The sequence below is a fragment of the Pseudomonas sp. NPDC089752 genome (assembly GCF_044748725.1).
In the GTDB taxonomy this organism is placed as follows: Bacteria; Pseudomonadota; Gammaproteobacteria; order Pseudomonadales; family Pseudomonadaceae; genus Aquipseudomonas.
In genome coordinates, this window is the sequence record NZ_JBIVGP010000021.1 from 1 (window position 1) to 19,002 (window position 19,002).

Consider the following 19,002-nt stretch of genomic DNA (forward strand, 5'->3'; position numbering starts at 1 on the left):
TGACAGCGGCGGTTGTAGCGGTGAGAACTGGCGCAGTGCGCCTTCAGGCGTGACCTGGTAGGCCTGCCAGATCTGCTGGTCGAGCAGGACGTAGACATAGCCCTGGCGCAGGGTGCGCAACTGCTCGGTGCGCATGGGCAGGTGAGTGATTTCGCTGTCGACGGCCAGGCGGTAGGACTGGGTTTTGCGCGGGTGCGGCGCGTAGGCGGTTCGCAACAGCAGAATGGGCAGGCCGGAGCGTCGGCAGGTGTTGCAGGTAAGCTTTGGATTAGGGATCGCCTGGCGCATGGCGAGGTCGATCCCGCTGCTGATACTCATGAATAGCTCCTTGCCTGTGGCAGTGCGGCGACGATCCGCGACCAGGCAGGGTCGTCATACGCGGCGAAGCGTGATTTCAGTGTCCGATTGCCCGCCACTACTTGTGCGACATCCTTCTGAATCTCTGGATGGCAAAGCAGCAGCGGGTGGAGCATCACCCTATGCAGGTTCAAACAGTGGATGTCCGCGTAATCGCGCAGCCCATGCTGGTGAGCATCGCGGATAAGGTTCCAGGCGTGGGTTGGCGCCTCATTGGGCAGCCCGGTAGGCCCTGACCAGCGCCAGGGGGCATAGGCTTTCACCGACCTGTTCAACTCACGCCATGCCGTTAGAAAGTGGGAAACGTGCGGGGCCAACTGCTGAACCTGCCTGGCGACTTCCGGCACGCCAAGCTCACTCGTCGAAGGGCTGCCTTTGAACTGCGCGATCCCGCCGTCGACTTCGGGATGAAACCAGGACCGTATGGGCCCTAGGAGCTTGCCTGCATCTTTCATTGCCGCGCGCAGCAGCGCCACGCGCACGGGTTCGAACCAGGGCACCGCGGTCGCTTTATCCGCAGGGCGTAGTGCCTGGCACAGCTGGGTGATGTGCTGGCCGATGATCGCGCCGGGCTGTTCACTGCTCAGCCAGCCGCAGACGTAGTGCGTTCTGGCTGCCATCTCACGAGATGCGTAGGCTTGGGAAAGCCTGAGTAGATCTGCCGCCGTGGCGTCGTCAGCGGGGAACTGGACTAGGGTTGGCCAAAAAAGCGGAAAAGCGACATCGTCGCGAGTAACACATACGATGGCTTCGCTACCGAGCGCTTCGGTCAGCGATGCAATGCTCAGGGGATGGTCTTCTTTGCAGTCACCCATGGGGTTGATGAGCAGGAACAGGTTTTCTGCGGGTCCAGGCAGTTCACTCGCGCTAGGGGCAAGCGGCGTGGAGTCATGGTCCGGATCGGACGGGTTTGGCATGAGAAGTCCCTGTCTACCAATGAATGGCGGCGCCGGTCAGCCAGAACAAGGTGGTTGACGACCGGCGAGCGAGGACCTGAACATTAACGAGGAAGCGATTCGCGGGGGAGTTGATGCTTTCCTAAAGCGTTGTAGGAAGTTTCGTCACGATTTCTTGCAGCGATAATTTGAAGCGAGCCGAACCGGTTTTAACTCATTTTTTCAAGGATTGAAGGTCACGTGACAAACGTCTTGCAAGGCAGTTGCCTGTGTTCGTGCATCAAGTATGAGCTGGTCGTCACTCCAAAAGCGGTAACCCATTGCCACTGCAGCCAGTGTCGAAAAGGCCATGGCGCTGCGTTTGCCACGTACGGCAGCGTGCCGCGTGAGGCGTTGCGGATCGTGAGTGGCATTGACTACCTCAGTGCATTTGCATCCTCAGCATCGATAAGGCGCGAGTTCTGTTCACAGTGCGGTTCAAGCTTGTTCTGGTCGCGCTCGCAGGGTGAATACGCGGGTTGGATTTCAATTGCGCTGGGAACACTTGATACGCCATTCCAGCCCCACGAACAGAAGAACGCTCATTTGGCTTCTGCCGTTCCTTGGCTGATGCTTGGCGCGCCGGGTGACGCCTGAAAAAGGCAGCGTAATCGATGTGGGAGCGGCCTGGATGGCACGGGCTTCGCCCGTGTTCGCGGGACAAGCCCGCTCCCACAGGGATCGCGCAATTTTTTAAATTTTGTATCCCAGGGTTGAGCAATTCCCCTCAACAGAGCACATCGCTACAAGACCCAGTGCCCCGAAATTTCTAGCGTGCAGGCCCGCGAAGGCTCAAACACGCCGCTTGTCCGCCAGATGGCAATTAGCCTCATTGCAGGTTGATGTTTGGATATGGGAAGCATTACCATTTGCGCCCTCGCGCTTACCTCCATTCCCTGTCCAGGATCCGTATTATGGCGTCCCGCTTTCCGTCACGCCCAGCCTTGCTGGCGCTCTGCTGTTCCGTAACCTTGATGGCACATGCAGCCGAACCGATCCAGCTGGAGGCGACCGACGTCAACGCCGACGCCGTCAAACCCCAACGCAACGCGCTGCCCGAGGCCTTCGCCGGTGGCCAGGTTGCGCGCGGCGGGCAGATGGGTGTGCTGGGCAACCAGGACAACATGGATGTCCCGTTCACCATGACCAGCTACACCTCCAAGGTGATCGAGGACCAGCAGGCCGAGGACATCGGCGATGTGCTAGCCAATGACCCGTCTGTGCGCGAGTCGTACGGTTTCGGTAACCAGTCCAAGGTCTTCGTGATTCGTGGCCTGCCGCTGGCTGGGGACGATATTGCGTTCAATGGCCTGTACGGGATTTTACCGCGTCAGATCATGTCCACCGACGGGGTGGAGCGTGTCGAAGTGTTCAAGGGGCCGAATGCCTTCCTCAACGGCGTGAGCCCGACCGGTACTGGCCTGGGCGGCAACGTCAACCTGCAGCCCAAGCGTGCCGGTGACGAGCCGACCCGTCGCTACACCCAGGACATCAGCTCTGATGGGCGTATCGGCGAGCACCTGGATATCGGCCAGCGCTTCGGCGAAGACAACCGCTTCGGCGCGCGGCTGAACCTGAGCCAGCGCGAAGGTGAAACTGCGGTCGACGATCAGGATCAGCGCACCAAGCTGTTCGTTGCGGGCCTGGACTACCGTGGCGACGATTTCCGCGTCTCCACCGACTTCGGCTACCAGAAGCAGCGCATCAACCACCTGCGCAACTCGGTGCGTCCTGGCTCCGCAACCAAAATTCCTACCGCGCCGGATGCCAGCCGCAACTACGGCCAGGACTGGACCTACAGCGAGTCGGAAGACACCTTCGGCATGATCCGCGGCGAATGGGACCTGAATGAAAGCTGGACCGCCTACCTGGCCGGCGGTGCGCGCCACACCCGTGAGCACGGCACCTACGGCACGCCGGTGCTGGTCGGCAATAGCGGCCTGGCCACACTCTCCGGCTCGGATATCGTTCACGGCGAAGACAACACCAGCTTCAGCGCAGGCCTTAATGGCCGCCTGCAGACCGGCCCGCTCAGCCACCAGATCGCGGTGGGCGCCAATACCATGTGGACCCAGGCAGAAAATGCCTACACGTTCTATCGCTCCACAGCTGGCAATACCAACATCTACAACCCCACTCCGCTGCCCCGGCCGACCGACGTCAGCCTTACAGGGGGAGAGATGGGCGACCCGGGTGTAACCGGCAAGGTCCGTAACCGCAGCATCGCCATCTCCGATACCGTCGGTATCTTCGACGACCGCCTGCTGCTGACCTATGGCGTGCGCCGTCAACAGCTACGCGTCGAGAACTACTTCTACGACGGCACAACACCCAACAGCGCCACCAACCCTTCCAAGGATGGCAGCCGCAATGGCGACCCCTATGAGAAGAGCGTGACCACACCGGTCTACGGCATCGTGTTCAAGGCGACCGACAGCATCTCGCTGTACGCCAACCGTATCGAAGGCCTGGCTCAAGGCCCGACCGCGCCGGCCAATACCGTGAACGCTGGTCAGATGTTCCCGCCTGGCCGCACCAAGCAACTTGAAGCGGGCATCAAGCTCGACAAGCAGACCTATGGCGCAAACCTTGCCGTGTTCCGCATCGAGAAGCCTTCGGATGGTTACACCGAAGGCGTGACCTACATCCGTGACGGCGAACAGGTCAACAAAGGTATCGAGCTGAGCGTCTTCGGCGAGCCAATCGAGGGCCTGCGCCTGATGGCGGGCGGCACCCGCATGACGTCCGAGCAGAAGAAGACCCTGAACGGCACCAACGACGGCAACCACGCCATCGGCGTACCGACGTTCCAGCTCAATGCCAGTGTCGATTGGGATGTACCCGGCGTACCAGGCCTGGCGCTCAATGCCCGGATGCTGCGCACCGGTGGCCAGTACGTCGATGCCGCCAACAACCTCAGCCTGCCGACCTGGAACCGCTTTGACGCGGGTGCGCGCTACAAGCTGAAGGTCTCGGATAAAGACCTGACGCTGCGTGTGAACGTGGAAAACCTCACCGACAAGAACTACTGGGCCTCGGCCAACGGCGGCTACATGACCCAAGGCGACCCACGCCTGGTGAAGTTCTCGGGCACGATCGATTTCTGATTCAGGGATTGACCTCAAGTTAACCTGAGGTACTAGGCTGTCGTCTCATCTCACAAGGAAGGCGACAGCATGAAGACGATGGTAGTCGGTGGCAGCAGGGGGTTGGGCCGTGCGCTGATCGAGGGGCTTGGCAAGCCAGGGGATCGCTTGATAGGGGTGTCGCGGTCGCAGCCGGAGGGCCTGGTGCTTGTGCCAGGGATAAATCTCAGCTGGATCGAGGCAGACCTTGGCGAGCCTGTTGCCGCCGTCGAACAGATCGCGTCACAGACGCCTGACGACCTGGATGTGCTGATCTACAACGTTGGCATCTGGGAAGAGCAGGCGTTTAACGAGCAGTACAGCTTTCTCGACGATAGCGATGCGTCGATCAGAAAGCTGGTCGATGTAAATATCACCGCCACACTCCTGCTGCTCAAGCGCCTGGTTCCCAAACTGCTCACCTCTTCCAGGCCGCAACTCATCCTGACCGGTTCCACCTCGGCCCTGCGACAGAGCGGGCGCCCAGAGGTGGCATTCGGTGCCTCCAAGTTTGCCCTCAATGGCATGGCCGATGCGCTACGAGAAGGGTTCAGGCACCAGAAGCTGGCCGTGACCGTGCTGCACCTTGGCTACCTGAACACGGATGATCCGCTGTCCACGCCGCTGCAGGACGCTGGGCAGCGTGGGGGCGGTCAGTGGGTGCCCGTGCACGATGTGGTGACCATGGTCGATGCGCTGTTACGTCTGTCGGATGCTTCGTTCGTGCGTGAGCTGGTCATGCCGGCGATTGCTGATGAGCGGTTTTGATGAAGAGACGCAGCTTGAGCGGCGGTTCGCGTCGCAGAAGGCAGTAAAGGGCGAGTGCTTCATTCGTACCCCATCCTCAGCTCCTGTGCCTGAGCAGCCAGAGCGTCCATTGCGGAGCGACTGACCTCGCCACGTTTGTCCTTGTAGGCAACCAAGTCAGAGAACTTCACCCGTCGATGGCGGCCGGTCTTGGTGTGTGGGATGACAGCTTCGTCGAGTAATTTGACCAAATGCGGGCGCGATACGTTAAGCAAGTCGGCAGCTTCCAGGGTGGTTAGCTCTGCATGACGACAATCGCAATAAACGAAACGCGTAGCATGCCGGTGTAGAACCTGCCTCAATGCTTCATTCCCAATTCAGCGTCATCCATCAGCGCCTTGACCAAAGCACTCAGGTAGTAGGTGGCCCAGATCAGTTGTGGGTTGTCATCCATCAGGCCGGCGATGGTCAGGTCGCGTACGCAGCCCATCAGCTCCGAGGCTTGTTCGCGGGCTTCCTGGCAGGGGATGCCCGGTTCGATGCAGAACAGGGGTTGTTTGTTTTCGCCTTGGTAGAACTTGGTTTTGCCGGCGGTGGTTTTGATGGTTGGGGTGTCTGTGGGCATTGCTTGATCTCCCTGAAATTTTTGTCGTTTGTACGGGCTCTATCGCGGATGAGGCCCAAACAGGCACCACACGGCCAACGCCTAGTGCCGCATGCGCGGCTCCGCCGGCATCTGCATCTGGATCAACGCTGACTCAAGCAGCACGCGCAATGCTTCGAGTTCATGCATGGAGGCCAGCATCAAGACCGAGGCCGGTGTTAGGGGCTGCAGTGCGATTGCCTGTTACGTCACGGTCTGTGCGCACAGGGCGTACTCGGTGGCCTGGATGAGGGTGTCTTCGAGGGAGTGGCGGTTGTGGGGTGGATCGGGGACGATCTTTAACATATCGATTTACCGTTTTTCGGGCCTCCACCGGCCTGCTGTCAAACAGTAGGGTGGCAGCTGTACGTGGGTTGACAGACCGGCGGAAAATCGACAAAAGCTCCGGCGCACGCAAGCGTGCCCGCACGTACAGCCGCCATAACAGCGACCGCATCCGATTAACCGTCACAGCCTGTCAAAGCTGTGTCGCTGATGAGCAACGACACGCCGAGACTAGTGCCCAGCCAGAGCAGCCGCAACGGAAAATAGGCGGCAAGAGTATCTTTGGGAAATGGACTACAAGGAAGGGGGGAAGTCTGATTTTTTCAGGCGGTGAATGGCACGGGCTTCGCCCGTGTTCGCGGATGAATCCGCTCCTACGGGAATTGCATAATTCCCGGGCATTGCGGGGTGCCCGTAGGAGCGGATTCATCCGCGATGAGGCCCGTACCGACACCACGGCCAGGGTGGCAGCTGTACGTGGGTTGACAGACCGGCGGACATAGTAAGTTCCGGCGCACGCAAGCGTGCCCCACGCACAGCCGCCATAAAGACGAGCTGATAACCATGTACCGTCGCGGCCTGTCAAAGCCGATCGCTGTGTTCAGCGACTTGCCGAGACTAGTGGGCTACTTGAGCAGCCGCAACGGAAAATAGGCGGCAAGAGTATCTTTGGGAAATGGACTACAAGGAAGGGGTGAAGTCTGATTTTTTCAGGCGGTGGATGGCACGGGCTTCGCCCGTGTTCGCGGGGCAAGCCCGCTCCCACAGGGGCCTTTGTTGATCACTGGACAGCTTCAACTTTCAGAAACGCGGCTTCGAGTAGCTGGCGAGTGTAGGGATGCTGCGGCTCGTGGAAGATCATCTGTGCATTGCCTTGCTCGACCACATGCCCGTGCTTGATCACCATCAACTGGTGGCTCAGCGCCTTGACCACCGCCAGGTCATGGCTGATGAACAGGTACGTCAGGTTGTATTTCTGCTGCAGATTACGCAGCAACTCCACCACCTGCCGTTGTACTGTCCGGTCCAGCGCTGAGGTCGGTTCATCCAGCAAAATCAAAGCCGGCTTCAATACCAATGCTCGAGCAATAGCGATCCGCTGGCGCTGCCCACCGGAGAACTCGTGCGGGTATCGATGCCGAGTGCGCGGGTCCAATCCCACTTCCTCCAACGCCGCAACAATCGCCGCTTCCTGCTCGGCAGGCGTGCCGATCTTGTGAATCCGCAGCCCCTCGCCAACGATATCGGCCACGCACATCCGCGGGCTCAGGCTGCCGAATGGGTCCTGGAACACCACCTGCATTTCCCGGCGCAACGGCCGCACTTCTTTCTGGTTCAGGCCTTCGAGTGATTGCCCGTGGAAGCGGATGCCGCCCTGGCTTGAGATCAAGCGCAAGATCGCCAGGCCGAGCGTGGACTTGCCCGACCCGGACTCACCCACGATCCCCAGTGTCTGCCCCTGCGGCAGGCTGAAGTTGATGCCGTCAACCGCCTTCACATGGTCAACCGTGCGCCGCAGCAAGCCCTTCTTGATCGGGAACCACACCTTCAGGTCGTTCACTTCCAGCAATGGCGCGCCGACGGGGTTATGTGCAGGCCCGCCACTAGGCTCGGCATTGATCAGCATCTGCGTGTAGTGATGTTGAGGCGCGCTGAACAAAGTGGCGCAATCTGCTTCTTCGACGATCTTGCCGCGTTGCATCACGCACACCCGGTGCGCAATCCGCCGCACCAGGTTCAGGTCATGGCTGATCAACAGCAGTGCCATGCCCAGGCGCGACTGCAGCTCCTTGAGCAGGTCGAGAATCTTCAATTGCACGGTCACGTCGAGCGCCGTGGTTGGTTCATCGGCAATCAACAGCTCCGGCTCGTTGGCCAGCGCCATGGCGATCATCACCCGCTGCCGTTGCCCGCCGGACAACTCATGGGGCAGGGCCTTGAGGCGTTTGCGCGGCTCGGGAATGCCGACCAGCTCCAGCAATTCCAGCGTGCGCGCCGTGGCTTGTTTGCCGGTGAGGCCTTTGTGAATCAGCAGGATCTCGTTGATCTGCTTCTCGATGCAGTGCAACGGGTTCAGCGAGGTCATCGGCTCCTGGAAGATCATCGCAATGCGGTTGCCGCGAATTCGCTGCATGGCCTTTTCGCCTTGCTGCAGCAGGTCCTTGCCTTCGTAGCCGATGCTGCCGCTGGGGTGGCGCGCGAGCGGGTAGGGCAGCAGGCGCAGGATCGAGTGGGCGGTGACGGACTTGCCCGAGCCGCTTTCGCCGACCAGGGCCAGGGTCTCGCCCTTGCGGATGTCGAAGCTGATGCCGTCGACCACGCGGTTGACCTGGTCGCCGGTAACGAATTCCACCGCCAGGTCGCGCACTTCGATCAGGTTCTGTTCACTCATTTCACTTCCTCGGGTCGAAGGCATCGCGGGCGGATTCGCCGATGAACACCAGCAGGCTCAGCATGATCGCCAGTACGGCGAAGGCGCTGATGCCCAGCCAAGGCGCCTGCAGATTGGACTTGCCCTGGGCGACCAGCTCGCCCAGCGACGGCGCGCCGGGGGGCAGGCCGAAGCCGAGGAAGTCGAGGGCGGTGAGGGTGCCGATGGCGCCGGTGAGGATGAACGGCATGAAGGTCATGGTCGAGATCATCGCGTTGGGCAGAATGTGCCGGTACATGATCGCGCCATTACGCATGCCCAGCGCACGGGCGGCGCGTACGTATTCGAGGTTGCGCCCACGCAGGAACTCGGCGCGCACCACGTCCACCAGGCTCATCCACGAGAACAGCAGCATGATGCCCAGCAGCCACCAGAAGTTGGGCTGCACGAAGCTGGCGAGGATGATCAGCAGGTACAACACCGGCAGGCCCGACCAGATTTCCAGGAAGCGCTGACCGGCTAGGTCGACCCAGCCACCGTAAAAGCCCTGCAAGGCGCCGGCAATGACGCCGATGATGGAGCTGAGGATCGTCAGCGTCAGGGCGAACAGCACAGAAATACGGAAACCGTAGATCACCCGCGCCAGCACGTCGCGGCCCTGGTCGTCGGTACCCAGCAGGTTGTCCGCCGAGGGTGGCGCCGGGGCGGGCACGCTTAGGTCGTAGTTGATGCTCTGGTAGCTGAACGGGATCGGCGCCCACAGTACGAAGCTGTCTTTGTTGGCCAGCAGTTCGCGGATGTAGGGACTCTTGTAGTTGGCTTCCAGCGGGAATTCGCCGCCGAAGGTGGTCTCCGGGTAGCGCTTGAAGGCCGGGAAATACCACTCGCCGTCGTAGCGCACGGCGATCGGCTTGTCGTTGGCGATCAGCTCGGCGCCCAGGCTCAGGCCGAACAGAATCAGGAACAGCCACAGCGACCACCAGCCGCGCCGGTTGGCCTTGAAGCGCTCGAAGCGCCGTCGGTTGAGAGGGGACAAGGCCATGTCAGTGCTCCCGGCTGGCGAAGTCGATACGCGGATCGACCAGGGTGTAGGTGAGGTCGCCGATCAGTTTCACCACCAGCCCGAGCAGGGTGAAGATGAACAGGGTGCCGAACACCACCGGGTAATCGCGGTTGATCGCCGCTTCGAAGCTCATCAGGCCCAGGCCGTCGAGGGAGAAGATCACCTCGATCAGCAGGGAGCCGGTGAAGAAGATGCCGATGAACGCCGACGGGAAGCCGGCGATCACCAGCAGCATGGCGTTGCGGAACACGTGGCCGTATAGCACGCGCGGGCGGCTCAGGCCTTTGGCCTTGGCGGTGACCACGTACTGCTTGTTGATCTCGTCGAGGAAGCTGTTCTTGGTCAGCAAGGTCATGGTGGCGAAGTTGCCGATCACCAGCGCGGTAATCGGCAGCACCAGGTGCCAGAAGTAATCGAGCACCTTGCCGGTGGTGGACAGCTCGTCGAAGTTGTTCGAGGTCAGGCCGCGCAGCGGGAACCAGTCGAAATAGCTGCCGCCAGCGAACAGCACGATCAGCAGGATGGCGAACAGGAACGCGGGGATGGCGTAGCCGACGATGATCGCCGAGCTGGTCCAGACATCGAAATGGCTGCCGTGGCGCACGGCTTTGGCGATCCCCAGCGGGATCGACACCAGGTACATGATCAGCGTGCTCCACAGCCCCAGCGAGATCGACACCGGCAGCTTTTCGGCGATCAGGTCGATGACCTTGGCATCGCGGAAGAAGCTTTCGCCGAAGTCCAGCTGGGCGTAGTTCTTGACCATGATCCACAGGCGCTCGGGCGGCGATTTGTCGAAGCCGTACATGCGCTCGATTTCGGCGATCAATGCCGGGTCAAGGCCTTGCGCACCCCGGTAGTTGGAGCCGGCCACGGACACTTCGGCGCCGCCGCCGGCAATGCGGCTGGTGGCGCCTTCGAAGCCTTCGAGCTTGGCGATCATCTGCTCGACCGGGCCGCCGGGGGCAGCCTGGACGATGAGGAAGTTGATCACCAGGATGCCGAACAGGGTCGGGATGATCAGCAGCAGGCGGCGCAGGATGTAGGCCAGCATGTCAGTTGGCCTCTTGCGCGGGGGCTTCGGTCACGGCTGGCGTGACGTCGGGTTTGATCCACCAGGTGTCGATGCCGACGTCGTACTTGGGCGACACCTTGGGATGGCCGATGTGGTTCCAGTAGGCCACGCGGTTGGTCTTGATGTGCCAGTTCGGCACCACGTAGTAGCCCCATTGCAGCACGCGGTCGAGGGCGCGGCAGTGCTCGACCAGGCTCTGGCGCGAGTCGGCGTTGATCAGCGCTTCCACCAGTTGATCGATGGCCGGGTCGCGCAGGCCGATGAAGTTGCGGCTGCCAGGGTTGTCGGCGGCGGCGCTGGACCAGAACTCGCGCTGCTCGTTGCCGGGCGAATTGGATTGCGGGTAACCGCCGACGATCATGTCGAAGTCACGCGAGCGCAGGCGGTTGATGTATTGCGAGACGTCCACGCGGCGGATCTCGAAGCCTATGCCCAAATCGGCGAGGTTGCGCTTGAACGGCAGCAGCACGCGCTCGAACTGGGTTTGCGCGAGCAGGAATTCGATGCTGACCGGCTTGCCATCCTTGTCGACCATCTTGTCGTCGACGATCTTCCAGCCGGCTTCCTGCAGCAGCTTGTAGGCCTGGCGCTGTTGCTCGCGGATCATGCCGCTGCCATCGCTGACCGGGTTGGCGAAGGCTTCAGTGAATACTTGCTCAGGGACCTTGCCGCGCAGCGGTTCGAGAATCTTCAGCTCGGCAGGCGAGGGCAGGCCGCTGGCAGCCATTTCGGAGTTCTCGAAGTAGCTGTCGGTGCGAATGTAGGCACCGTTGAACAGCTGCTTGTTGGTCCATTCGAAGTCGAACAGCAGGCTCAGTGCCTTGCGCACGCGGATGTCCTGAAACACAGGCTTGCGCAGGTTGAAGATGAAACCTTGCATCCCGACCGGGTTGCCGTTGGGGATTTCTTCCTTGATCAAGCGGCCATCGCGCACGGCAGGGGTGTTGTAAGCGGTGGCCCAGTTCTTCGCGCTCATCTCCAGTTCGTAGTCGAAGGCACCGGCTTTCAGTGCTTCCAGCGCTACGTTGTTGTCGCGGTAGACGTCGTAGGTCATGGCGTCGAAGTTATAGAAACCGCGGTTGATCGGCAGGTCCTTGGCCCAGTAGTCCTTGACCCGCTCGTAACGGATCGAGCGCCCGGCCTTGACCTCGGCGACCTTGTACGGGCCGCTGCCCAGCGGCAGCTCGAGGTTGCCACGGGTGAATTCGCGGGTCTCGTACCAGTGCTTTGGAAGCACCGGCAGCTGGCCGAGAATCAAGGGCAGCTCGCGGTTGTTGGTGTGCTTGAACTTGAACAGCACCTTGAGCGGGTCCTCGGCCACGACTTCGGCGACGTCGCTGTAGTACTGGCGGTACAACGGCGCGCCGTCCTTGATCAGGGCATTGAAGGTGAACACCACGTCCTCGGCGCGCATCGGGTGGCCATCGTGGAAACGCGCTTCGGGGCGTAGGTAAAAACGCACCCAGCTATTGTCGGGGGCCTTTTCGATCTTGCCGGCGACCAGGCCGTATTCGGTGAAAGGCTCGTCCAGGCTCTGACGCATCAAGGTGTCGTAGATGATGCTGAGGTTGTCGGCCGACACGCCCTTGTTGATGAACGGGTTGAGGCTGTCGAAGCTGCCGAAACTGGACTGGCGGAAGGTGCCGCCCTTGGGCGCGTCGGGGTTGACGAAGTCGAAGTGCTTGAAGTTGGCCGGATACTTCGGCGGCTCGTCGTAGAGGGTCAGCGCGTGTTGCGGCGCGGCCAGGGCCGGCAGGCTCAGGCAGGCGAGCAACAGGCTGCCAGCCAGCTGGCGCAGGCGGTTGCTGGGCATCATTGGGCTTTCTCCGAAGTCTTGAGCCACCAGCTGTTCAGCCCGAGGGTGTAGGGCGGCGTGGTGACGAAGCCGAACCGGTTGCGGTAGGCCAGGCGGTGATTGTCGAGATACCAGTTGGGGATCATGTAGTACTGCCATGAAAGCACGCGGTCCAGGGCGCGGGCGGCGGCGACCTGGTCGTCGCGGGTGCGCGCGGCGAGCAAGGTGTCGAGCAGGTGGTCGACCACCGGGTCCTTGACCCCAGCATAGTTCTTGCTGCCCTTGGTCGCGGCTTGGCTGGAATGAAAGTACAGCCACTGTTCGAGGCCGGGGCTCAGGGTCTGGCTCAGGGTCATCAGGATCATGTCGAAGTCGAACTGGTCCAGGCGTTGTTTGTACTGGGCGCGGTCGACGGTGCGCAAATGGGCGTCGATGCCGATGCTTGCCAGGTTTTCGACATAAGGTTGCAGAATGCGTTCGAGGTTGGGGTTCACCAGCAGCAGTTCCATGCGCAGTTGCTGGCCTTTCTTGTCCACCAGGCGCTGGCCGTCGAGCTTCCAGCCGGCCTGGCCGAGCAGGGCCAGTGCCTGGCGCAGGGTCTGGCGGCTGACGCCGCGGCCGTCGGTGTGGCTGACCTGATAGGGATGGGTGAACAGTTTTTCCGGCAACTGGTCGCGGAACGGCGCCAGCAGTAGCCACTCCTTGCCCGTGGGAAGACCACTTGCTGCGAATTCGCTGTTGGGGTAGTAGCTGGTCGAGCGTCGGTAGGCATCGCTGAACAAGGCGCGATTGGTCCACTCGAAGTCGAGCATCAGGCCCAGCGCCTGGCGCACCCGGGCATCGCTGAAGGTGGCCCGCCGGCTGTTCATGAACAGGCCCTGGGTCTGGGTCGGGATACGGTGCGGGATCTGCGCCTTGATCACCTCGCCACGGCGTACGGCCGGGAAGTTGTAACCGTTGGCCCAGTTCTTCGCCTGGTGTTCGATATAGATGTCGAACTCGCCAGCCTTGAAGGCTTCGAACGCCACCGTGGCGTCACGGTAGAACTCGAACTCGACGCGCTTGAAATTGTACTTGCCGCGGTTGACTGCCAGGTCCTTGCCCCAGTAGTTCTTCACCCGCTCGAAGATCAGGCGTCGGCCTGGCTGCACCTGGGTGATCCGGTAGGGGCCGCTGCCCAGTGGCGGCTCGAAAGTGGTGGCCTGGAAATCTCGGCCTTGCCAGTAGTGCTTGGGTAGCACCGGCATTTCGCCCAGGCGCAGGATCAACAGCGGGTTGCCGGCGCGTTTGAAGACGAAGCGGATACGCAGCGGGCCGAGAATGTCGACACGCTGCACTTCCTGCAGGTTGGTGCGGTAGATCGGGTGGCCTTCCTTGAGCAAGGTGCGGTAGGAAAAAGCCACGTCCGCCGAGGTAATCGGCCGGCCATCATGCCAGCGCGCTTCCGGGCGCAAGTTGAACACCACCCAGCTGCGGTCTTCGCTGTACTCCACCGAGCGCGCGATCAGGCCGTAACTTGACGTGGGTTCGTCGCCCGAGGGGTCGTATTGGCCAGTGCCGACCATCAGCGTCTCGTTCAGCTCGCTGACGCCGTACTGCAGGAAATTCGGCGTGGTGACCGGGCTGGTGCCCTTGAAGGTGTAGGGGTTGAGCGTGTCGAACGTGCCGAATGCCATGGCCCGCAAGGTACCGCCCTTGGGCGCTTGCGGGTTGACCCAGTCGAAGTGGGTGAATGTGGCTGGGTACTTGAGCGTGCCGAACTGCGCGTATCCGTGGCTTTCGCTCACCATCGCGGCTGCGGGAAAGCTCAAGGCCAGGCTGAGTGACAGCAGGAGGGGACGTATCAAGTCGGCATCCGATCCAGAGGCGTTGGGCTTTGGTCGGGGTACAGTAACAGCTTGGCGGGGTTGGAAAAAGGGTGTGTCAGGCGGGATCGTACGGGGCCGCTTCGCGCCCCATTCGCGGGGCAAGCCCGCTCCTACAGGTACTTCGCATTTCTTGAGCTTGGCGAGCAATCTGTGGGAGCGGGCTTGCCCCGCGAATGGGGCGCGAAGCGGCCCCAGAGGTCACGTCAATGCGACAGGTAGACAGTCAAGGTCTGACCAGGCTTGAGGGCATGCCCGCTGCGCGGGTTCCAGCGTTTGAGGTGCTGCATCTCGACGTTGAAACGTTTGGCAACCAAGTAAAGCGAGTCGCCTTTGCGCACCTTGTACTGAGTGGAGCGTTTGCCCGAGGCAGCCACTCGGTTGCCCGCCGCACTCGGCGCCTTGCCGCCGCGCAGCGCGAGCACCTGGCCGGCCTTGACGCGGTTGCCCGGCAGCTTGTTCCAGCGCTGGATGTCCTTGACCGAAACCCGGTTGGCCCTGGCGATGGTGCTCAGGTTGTCGCCGCGCTTGACGCGGTAGCTGCGCGCGGCTACCGGCGCCTTGCCCTCGGCTACAGCGCGTGCAAACACCGCCTTGTTCGGCTGCAGGCTGAGCAGTTGCTCGGGCTTGAGGTTGGACAGGCTGGCAGACAGCAGCTGCGCCTTGGCGGTCGGCACCAGCAGTTGCTTGGGGCCATCCACGGTCATGCGCTTCTTGAATGCCGGGTTGAGCTGAATCAGCTCGTCTTCGTCGATGTTGGCGAAGGCGGCGACCCGCGACAGGTCGAGGCGGTCATTGATGGCGACCGCTTCGAAGTAAGGTTCGTTGGCAATCGGGCTGAGGTTTACACCGTAGGCCTCGGGGGTCGAAACCACCTGCGACAGGGCCAACAGCTTGGGCACGTAGTCGCGGGTTTCCTGCGGCAGCGGCAGGTTCCAGTAGTCGGTCGGCAGACCGAGCTTCTCGTTGCGCTCGATGGCCCGGCTAACGGTGCCTTCACCGGCATTGTAGGCCGCCAGGGCCAGCAGCCAGTCACCGTTGAACATGTCGTGCAGGCGGGTGAGGTAATCCAGAGCGGCATTGGTCGACGCGGTGACATCGCGGCGGCCGTCATAGAAGTTGGTCTGACGCAAGTTGAAGTGACGGCCGGTCGCCGGCATGAACTGCCACATGCCTGCAGCGCTGGCACGCGAATATGCCATCGGGTTGTAGGCACTTTCGATCGCGGGCAGCAGCGCCAGCTCCAGCGGCATGTCGCGTTCTTCGAGGCGCTCGACAATGTAATGCAGATAAAGGCTGCCGCGTTCGCCCGCGCTTTCGATGAACGTCGGATTGCTGGCGAACCACAGACGCTGTTGTTCGATACGCGGGTTCACGTCGATGCTGTCTTGCAGGGCGAACCCCTGGCGCATGCGTTCCCACACATCTCGTGGCGCTTGCTCGACGGGTTTGATCGCGAGCGGGGCCGGTTTGTGCTTGATCCGCGCCTGATAATTGTGCGCGCGAACGCTGTCGGATTCGTCGACCTGACGGGTGCTCTGGCAGCCCACCAGGGTGGCGGCCAGCGCCAGCGCACTGATTTGGGCCAGGCGCGTCAGGGCGACTGAATGAGCGGTTCTGCGGCTACGAGAAGACATCGGCGGGGACGGGTATCCGGGCAAAATATTTCGGCGATTCTAGAAACCGCACCCGCCTGGGTCAACCGTTGACAACCGCTTGCGATATATCTTGAGGTTATCAGAAGGTGTCCTTCCAAGACCTCAAAGCAGCAAAAACAGTGACCTGCGTCTCGTTTGAATGTCCCTTCCATTCGTCTGCTTTTTGTTTAACTAATGTTTCAGAGGTGCGCAGGAAGGGGTTGGTCCGGCGTTCCAGGGCTATGGTTGATGGCAATGTGATGCGATTTTCGGTACGCAACCGGGTAACTTCTTCGAACCGTTGCACAACGTCTGGATTGCTGGGTTCCACCGCCTTGGCGAAGCGCAGGTTGCTCAAGGTGTATTCGTGGGCGCAATAGACTTCGGTCTGCTCGGGAAGCGCTGCCAGGCGGGCGAGCGCAGGCTGCATCTGCTCCGGCTGGCCTTCGAACATGCGCCCGCAGCCGGCGGCAAACAGCGTGTCGCCACTGAACAGGACAGGCGTAGCTGGCTGATCGCTGAAGAAGGCGATATGTCCCAATGTGTGCCCCGGCACGGCCAGCACTTGGAATTCCACACCCAGTACGGTGACCTTGTCGTTGTCGTCCAGAGCCAGGTCACGGGAGGGAATATGCTCCTTGGCCGGGCCGCAGACACGGGCGCCAGTCAATTGCTTGAGGCGCTCGACACCGCCGACGTGGTCATGGTGATGGTGCGTCACCAGAATATCCTCCAGCACCCAGCCGGGGTTGGCCGCCAGCCAGGCTTCCACCGGGCCGGCATCACCGGGATCGACCACCGCGCAACGGCGTTTGGCAGTATCCTGTAACAACCAGATGTAGTTGTCGGAGAAAGCGGAGAGAGCATCGATCTGTATCATGGTGCGGATCCGTATCGCCAAGGGTGGCACATGAGGCCATCTTAGCCGCGATGGCGCGGTGCGAGAACCTTCGAGGGAGAGCGCAATGACCGACCAAGCCTTTGCCCAGGCCGACCCGGATTGGGTCGAGCTGATCAGCCTGGCCCGTGAGTGGTTCCACGGCCCACTCGGCCAGCTGATGCTGAAGGAAGAGGAAAAGCTGCTGGAAGAAGAGCTGGGGCGCTTCTTTGGCGGTTATCTTGTGCATTACGGCCCCTGCGCCGAGGCGCCGCCCAGCGCGCCGCAGGTGCAACGCAACGTGCGCCTGGGCGCGCCGCTGCCGGGCGTGGAGATCGTCTGCGAAGAGCAGGCCTGGCCCTTGAGCGAGCACGCCGCCGATGTGGTGGTGCTGCAGCACGGCCTGGACTTCAGCCTGTCACCCCATGGCCTGCTGCGCGAGGCGGCCAGCGCGGTGCGCCCGGGCGGGCACCTGCTGATCGTCGGCATCAACCCCTGGAGCAGTTGGGGCATGCGCCACTTCTTCAGCCACGGCGCGCTGCGCAAGGCCCGTTGCATCTCGCCGTCACGGGTCGGCGACTGGCTCAACCTGCTGGGCTTTGCGCTGGAGAAACGCCGCTTCGGGTGCTATCGTCCGCCGCTTGCCTCGCCGGCCTGGCAACAACGCCTGGCGGGCTGGGAACGGGTGGCCGGCGGCTGGCAGAGCTCTGGTGGCGGCGTCTATCTGCTGGTGGCGCGCAAGATGGTGGTCGGCTTGAGGCCGCTGCGCCAGGAGCGCCGCGAGCCAATGGGCAAGCTGCTGCCGCTGCCACTGGCCAAGGTCAACCGCACGGCGGCCAGCCCGGATACCGACAAGCACTGAACATGAGTGGTACATGAGCGATAGCGTCGAGCTGTATACCGATGGTGCCTGCAAGGGCAATCCCGGCCCAGGCGGCTGGGGCGTCCTGTTGATCTACAAGGGCGTGGAAAAGGAACTGTGGGGCGGCGAGCGCGAAACCACCAACAACCGCATGGAATTGATGGCGGCGATCCAGGGCTTGATGGCGCTCAAACGCGAATGCGAGGTGGTGCTGACCACCGACTCGCAGTACGTGATGAAGGGCATCAACGAGTGGATGGTCAACTGGAAGAAACGCGGCTGGAAGACCGCCGCGAAAGAACCGGTGAAGAACGCCGACCTGTGGCAGCAGCTGGACGAGCAGGTCAACCGCCACAAGGTCACCTGGAAGTGGGTGCGCGGGCACATCGGCCACCCCGGCAACGAGCGCGCCGACCAACTGGCCAACCGTGGCGTCGACGAGGTGCGCGCCAAGCGCTGAGCTGGGGTACAATCCCCGGCTTTGTAACTGATGCAAGTTGGAGCGCCCCGCGTGGAGCAGCAGCAAGATAAGCGTTTTGTCATTCTCGATACCGAAACCACGGGCATGCCAGTCAGCGAAGGCCATCGGATCATCGAGATCGGCTGCGTCGAGGTCATTGGCCGGCGCCTGACCGGGCGGCACTACCACGTTTATCTGCAGCCTGACCGCGAGAGTGACGAGGGCGCGATCAACGTCCACGGCATCACCGATGCGTTCCTGGTCGGCAAGCCGCGCTTCGCCGATGTGGCCGAGGAATTCTTCGAATTCATCCAGGGCGCCACGCTGGTCATCCATAACGCGGCGTTCGACGTTGGTTTCCTCAACAACGAATTCGCCCTGCTGGGCCAGGGTGACCGCGCCGACCTCTCGCAGCACTGCACCATCCTCGATACCCTGCTGCTTGCCCGTGCCCGCCACCCGGGGCAACGCAACAGCCTCGATGCGTTGTGCAAACGCTACGACATCGACAACTCCGGCCGTGACCTGCACGGCGCCTTGCTCGACTCGGAATTGCTGGCCGACGTCTATTTGGCGATGACCGGTGGCCAGACCACCCTGTCGCTGGCCGGGCATGGGCAAGACAGTGAGGCTGATGGGCAGGGCACGGGGGGCAGTGAGATCCGGCGGATTACCGGGCGTGCACCGGGGCGGGTGATCATGGCCAGTGCCGAGGAGCTGGAAGCGCACGCCGAGCGCTTGGCGGCCATCGCCAAATCCGCCGGCGGGCCTTCGATGTGGCAGGCCTTGACCGAGGCGCCTGCCGGTTAATTCATAGTTAGTGCCGGCCTCTTCGCGGGGCAAGCCCGCTCCCACAGCGGCAGCTTCAACACTGAACCTGGCCCTGTGGGAGCGGGCTTGCCCCG

Annotated in this window: 16 protein-coding genes and 2 pseudogenes; 6 read left to right on the plus strand and 12 right to left on the minus strand. The window is 61.9% G+C overall.

Annotation, left to right across the window (positions count from 1 at the left end; translation table 11 throughout):
- On the minus strand, nucleotides 1-318 hold a 318-nt coding region (locus tag ACIPZF_RS24360), incomplete at its 3' end, for a toxin VasX (protein WP_400804189.1).
- Complete coding sequence (locus tag ACIPZF_RS24365; RefSeq protein WP_400804191.1) at nucleotides 315-1,274, minus strand: hypothetical protein; 960 nt, start codon at nucleotides 1,272-1,274, stop codon at nucleotides 315-317. The genes ACIPZF_RS24360 and ACIPZF_RS24365, both read right to left, overlap by 4 nt.
- 219 nt (nucleotides 1,275-1,493) lie before the next feature.
- On the opposite strand from ACIPZF_RS24365, the gene ACIPZF_RS24370 reads away from it, so the two are divergent.
- The 3 genes from ACIPZF_RS24370 (at nucleotide 1,494) to ACIPZF_RS24380 (ending at nucleotide 5,185) form a co-directional block, all read left to right on the plus strand.
- Nucleotides 1,494-1,889: a GFA family protein gene (locus tag ACIPZF_RS24370; protein WP_400804194.1), complete on the plus strand. Its 396-nt coding sequence runs from the start codon at nucleotides 1,494-1,496 to the stop codon at nucleotides 1,887-1,889.
- A gap of 317 nt (nucleotides 1,890-2,206) precedes the next feature.
- Nucleotides 2,207-4,399: a TonB-dependent receptor gene (locus ACIPZF_RS24375; RefSeq protein WP_400804195.1), complete on the plus strand. Its 2,193-nt coding sequence runs from the start codon at nucleotides 2,207-2,209 to the stop codon at nucleotides 4,397-4,399.
- Nucleotides 4,400-4,468: 69 nt separating this feature from the next.
- A complete protein-coding gene (locus ACIPZF_RS24380) occupies nucleotides 4,469-5,185 on the plus strand; it encodes an SDR family NAD(P)-dependent oxidoreductase (RefSeq protein WP_400804197.1) in 717 nt (238 codons plus the stop codon).
- 59 nt (nucleotides 5,186-5,244) lie between these two features.
- Here the strand turns inward: ACIPZF_RS24380 and ACIPZF_RS24385 are convergent.
- The 10 genes and pseudogenes from ACIPZF_RS24385 to gloB all read right to left on the minus strand — a co-directional run.
- A pseudogene (locus tag ACIPZF_RS24385) lies at nucleotides 5,245-5,472 on the minus strand (excisionase family DNA-binding protein); the annotation flags it as partial.
- A gap of 50 nt (nucleotides 5,473-5,522) precedes the next feature.
- Nucleotides 5,523-5,789 carry a DUF3077 domain-containing protein gene (locus ACIPZF_RS24390; RefSeq protein WP_400804200.1) on the minus strand — a complete coding sequence of 89 codons (267 nt, stop codon included), beginning with the start codon at nucleotides 5,787-5,789 and terminating at the stop codon, nucleotides 5,523-5,525.
- An 81-nt stretch (nucleotides 5,790-5,870) separates the two neighbouring features.
- Nucleotides 5,871-6,113, minus strand: a pseudogene (locus ACIPZF_RS24395) (hypothetical protein).
- Nucleotides 6,114-6,873: 760 nt separating this feature from the next.
- Nucleotides 6,874-8,484: an ABC transporter ATP-binding protein gene (locus ACIPZF_RS24400; protein ID WP_400804202.1), complete on the minus strand. Its 1,611-nt coding sequence runs from the start codon at nucleotides 8,482-8,484 to the stop codon at nucleotides 6,874-6,876.
- A 1-nt stretch (nucleotide 8,485) separates the two neighbouring features.
- Nucleotides 8,486-9,505, minus strand: a complete 1,020-nt coding sequence (locus ACIPZF_RS24405) for an ABC transporter permease (RefSeq protein WP_400804205.1) — start codon at nucleotides 9,503-9,505, stop codon at nucleotides 8,486-8,488.
- A gap of 1 nt (nucleotide 9,506) precedes the next feature.
- Entirely contained in the window at nucleotides 9,507-10,580 is a 1,074-nt protein-coding gene (locus ACIPZF_RS24410) for a microcin C ABC transporter permease YejB (protein ID WP_400804207.1), read from the minus strand.
- Between the two features lies 1 nt (nucleotide 10,581).
- Nucleotides 10,582-12,417, minus strand: a complete 1,836-nt coding sequence (locus ACIPZF_RS24415; protein ID WP_400804210.1) for an extracellular solute-binding protein — start codon at nucleotides 12,415-12,417, stop codon at nucleotides 10,582-10,584.
- On the minus strand, nucleotides 12,414-14,243 hold the full coding sequence (locus tag ACIPZF_RS24420; RefSeq protein WP_400804212.1) for an extracellular solute-binding protein: 1,830 nt from the start codon (nucleotides 14,241-14,243) through the stop codon (nucleotides 12,414-12,416). The genes ACIPZF_RS24415 and ACIPZF_RS24420 overlap by 4 nt, the downstream gene beginning before the upstream one ends.
- Before the next feature lie 224 nt (nucleotides 14,244-14,467).
- The gene (locus tag ACIPZF_RS24425; protein ID WP_400804214.1) at nucleotides 14,468-15,898 is read right to left on the minus strand and encodes a transglycosylase SLT domain-containing protein; all 1,431 of its coding nucleotides are present in this window, start codon (nucleotides 15,896-15,898) and stop codon (nucleotides 14,468-14,470) included.
- A 100-nt stretch (nucleotides 15,899-15,998) separates the two neighbouring features.
- The gene (gloB, locus tag ACIPZF_RS24430; protein WP_400804216.1) at nucleotides 15,999-16,778 is read right to left on the minus strand and encodes a hydroxyacylglutathione hydrolase; all 780 of its coding nucleotides are present in this window, start codon (nucleotides 16,776-16,778) and stop codon (nucleotides 15,999-16,001) included.
- An 85-nt stretch (nucleotides 16,779-16,863) separates the two neighbouring features.
- Between gloB and ACIPZF_RS24435 the strand changes: the two genes are divergently transcribed.
- From ACIPZF_RS24435 to dnaQ, 3 genes are read left to right on the plus strand one after another with little or no spacing between them, the layout of a single operon-like run.
- On the plus strand, nucleotides 16,864-17,637 hold the full coding sequence (locus ACIPZF_RS24435) for a class I SAM-dependent methyltransferase (RefSeq protein WP_400804219.1): 774 nt from the start codon (nucleotides 16,864-16,866) through the stop codon (nucleotides 17,635-17,637).
- 13 nt (nucleotides 17,638-17,650) lie between these two features.
- Nucleotides 17,651-18,097, plus strand: a complete 447-nt coding sequence (gene rnhA / locus ACIPZF_RS24440) for a ribonuclease HI (protein ID WP_012315304.1) — start codon at nucleotides 17,651-17,653, stop codon at nucleotides 18,095-18,097.
- 51 nt (nucleotides 18,098-18,148) lie between these two features.
- Nucleotides 18,149-18,907 (plus strand): DNA polymerase III subunit epsilon, encoded by a 759-nt coding sequence (gene dnaQ, locus ACIPZF_RS24445; protein ID WP_400804222.1) that lies wholly within the window; start codon nucleotides 18,149-18,151, stop codon nucleotides 18,905-18,907.
- Nucleotides 18,908-19,002 lie beyond the last annotated feature (95 nt).

Bases quoted from the DNA above. Each gene is read 5' to 3' on its own strand.
- ACIPZF_RS24375 (WP_400804195.1), top strand. From the start codon at position 2,207: ATGGCGTCCCGCTTTCCGTCACGCCCAGCCTTGCTGGCGCTCTGCTGT.
- ACIPZF_RS24380 (WP_400804197.1), top strand. From the start codon at position 4,469: ATGAAGACGATGGTAGTCGGTGGCAGCAGGGGGTTGGGCCGTGCGCTG.
- ACIPZF_RS24410 (WP_400804207.1), bottom strand. From the start codon at position 10,580: ATGCTGGCCTACATCCTGCGCCGCCTGCTGCTGATCATCCCGACCCTG.
- ACIPZF_RS24390 (WP_400804200.1), bottom strand. From the start codon at position 5,789: ATGCCCACAGACACCCCAACCATCAAAACCACCGCCGGCAAAACCAAG.
- ACIPZF_RS24435 (WP_400804219.1), top strand. From the start codon at position 16,864: ATGACCGACCAAGCCTTTGCCCAGGCCGACCCGGATTGGGTCGAGCTG.
- ACIPZF_RS24365 (WP_400804191.1), bottom strand. From the start codon at position 1,274: ATGCCAAACCCGTCCGATCCGGACCATGACTCCACGCCGCTTGCCCCT.
- ACIPZF_RS24405 (WP_400804205.1), bottom strand. From the start codon at position 9,505: ATGGCCTTGTCCCCTCTCAACCGACGGCGCTTCGAGCGCTTCAAGGCC.
- ACIPZF_RS24425 (WP_400804214.1), bottom strand. From the start codon at position 15,898: ATGTCTTCTCGTAGCCGCAGAACCGCTCATTCAGTCGCCCTGACGCGC.
- gloB (WP_400804216.1), bottom strand. From the start codon at position 16,778: ATGATACAGATCGATGCTCTCTCCGCTTTCTCCGACAACTACATCTGG.
- rnhA (WP_012315304.1), top strand. From the start codon at position 17,651: ATGAGCGATAGCGTCGAGCTGTATACCGATGGTGCCTGCAAGGGCAAT.
- ACIPZF_RS24400 (WP_400804202.1), bottom strand. From the start codon at position 8,484: ATGAGTGAACAGAACCTGATCGAAGTGCGCGACCTGGCGGTGGAATTC.
- ACIPZF_RS24415 (WP_400804210.1), bottom strand. From the start codon at position 12,417: ATGATGCCCAGCAACCGCCTGCGCCAGCTGGCTGGCAGCCTGTTGCTC.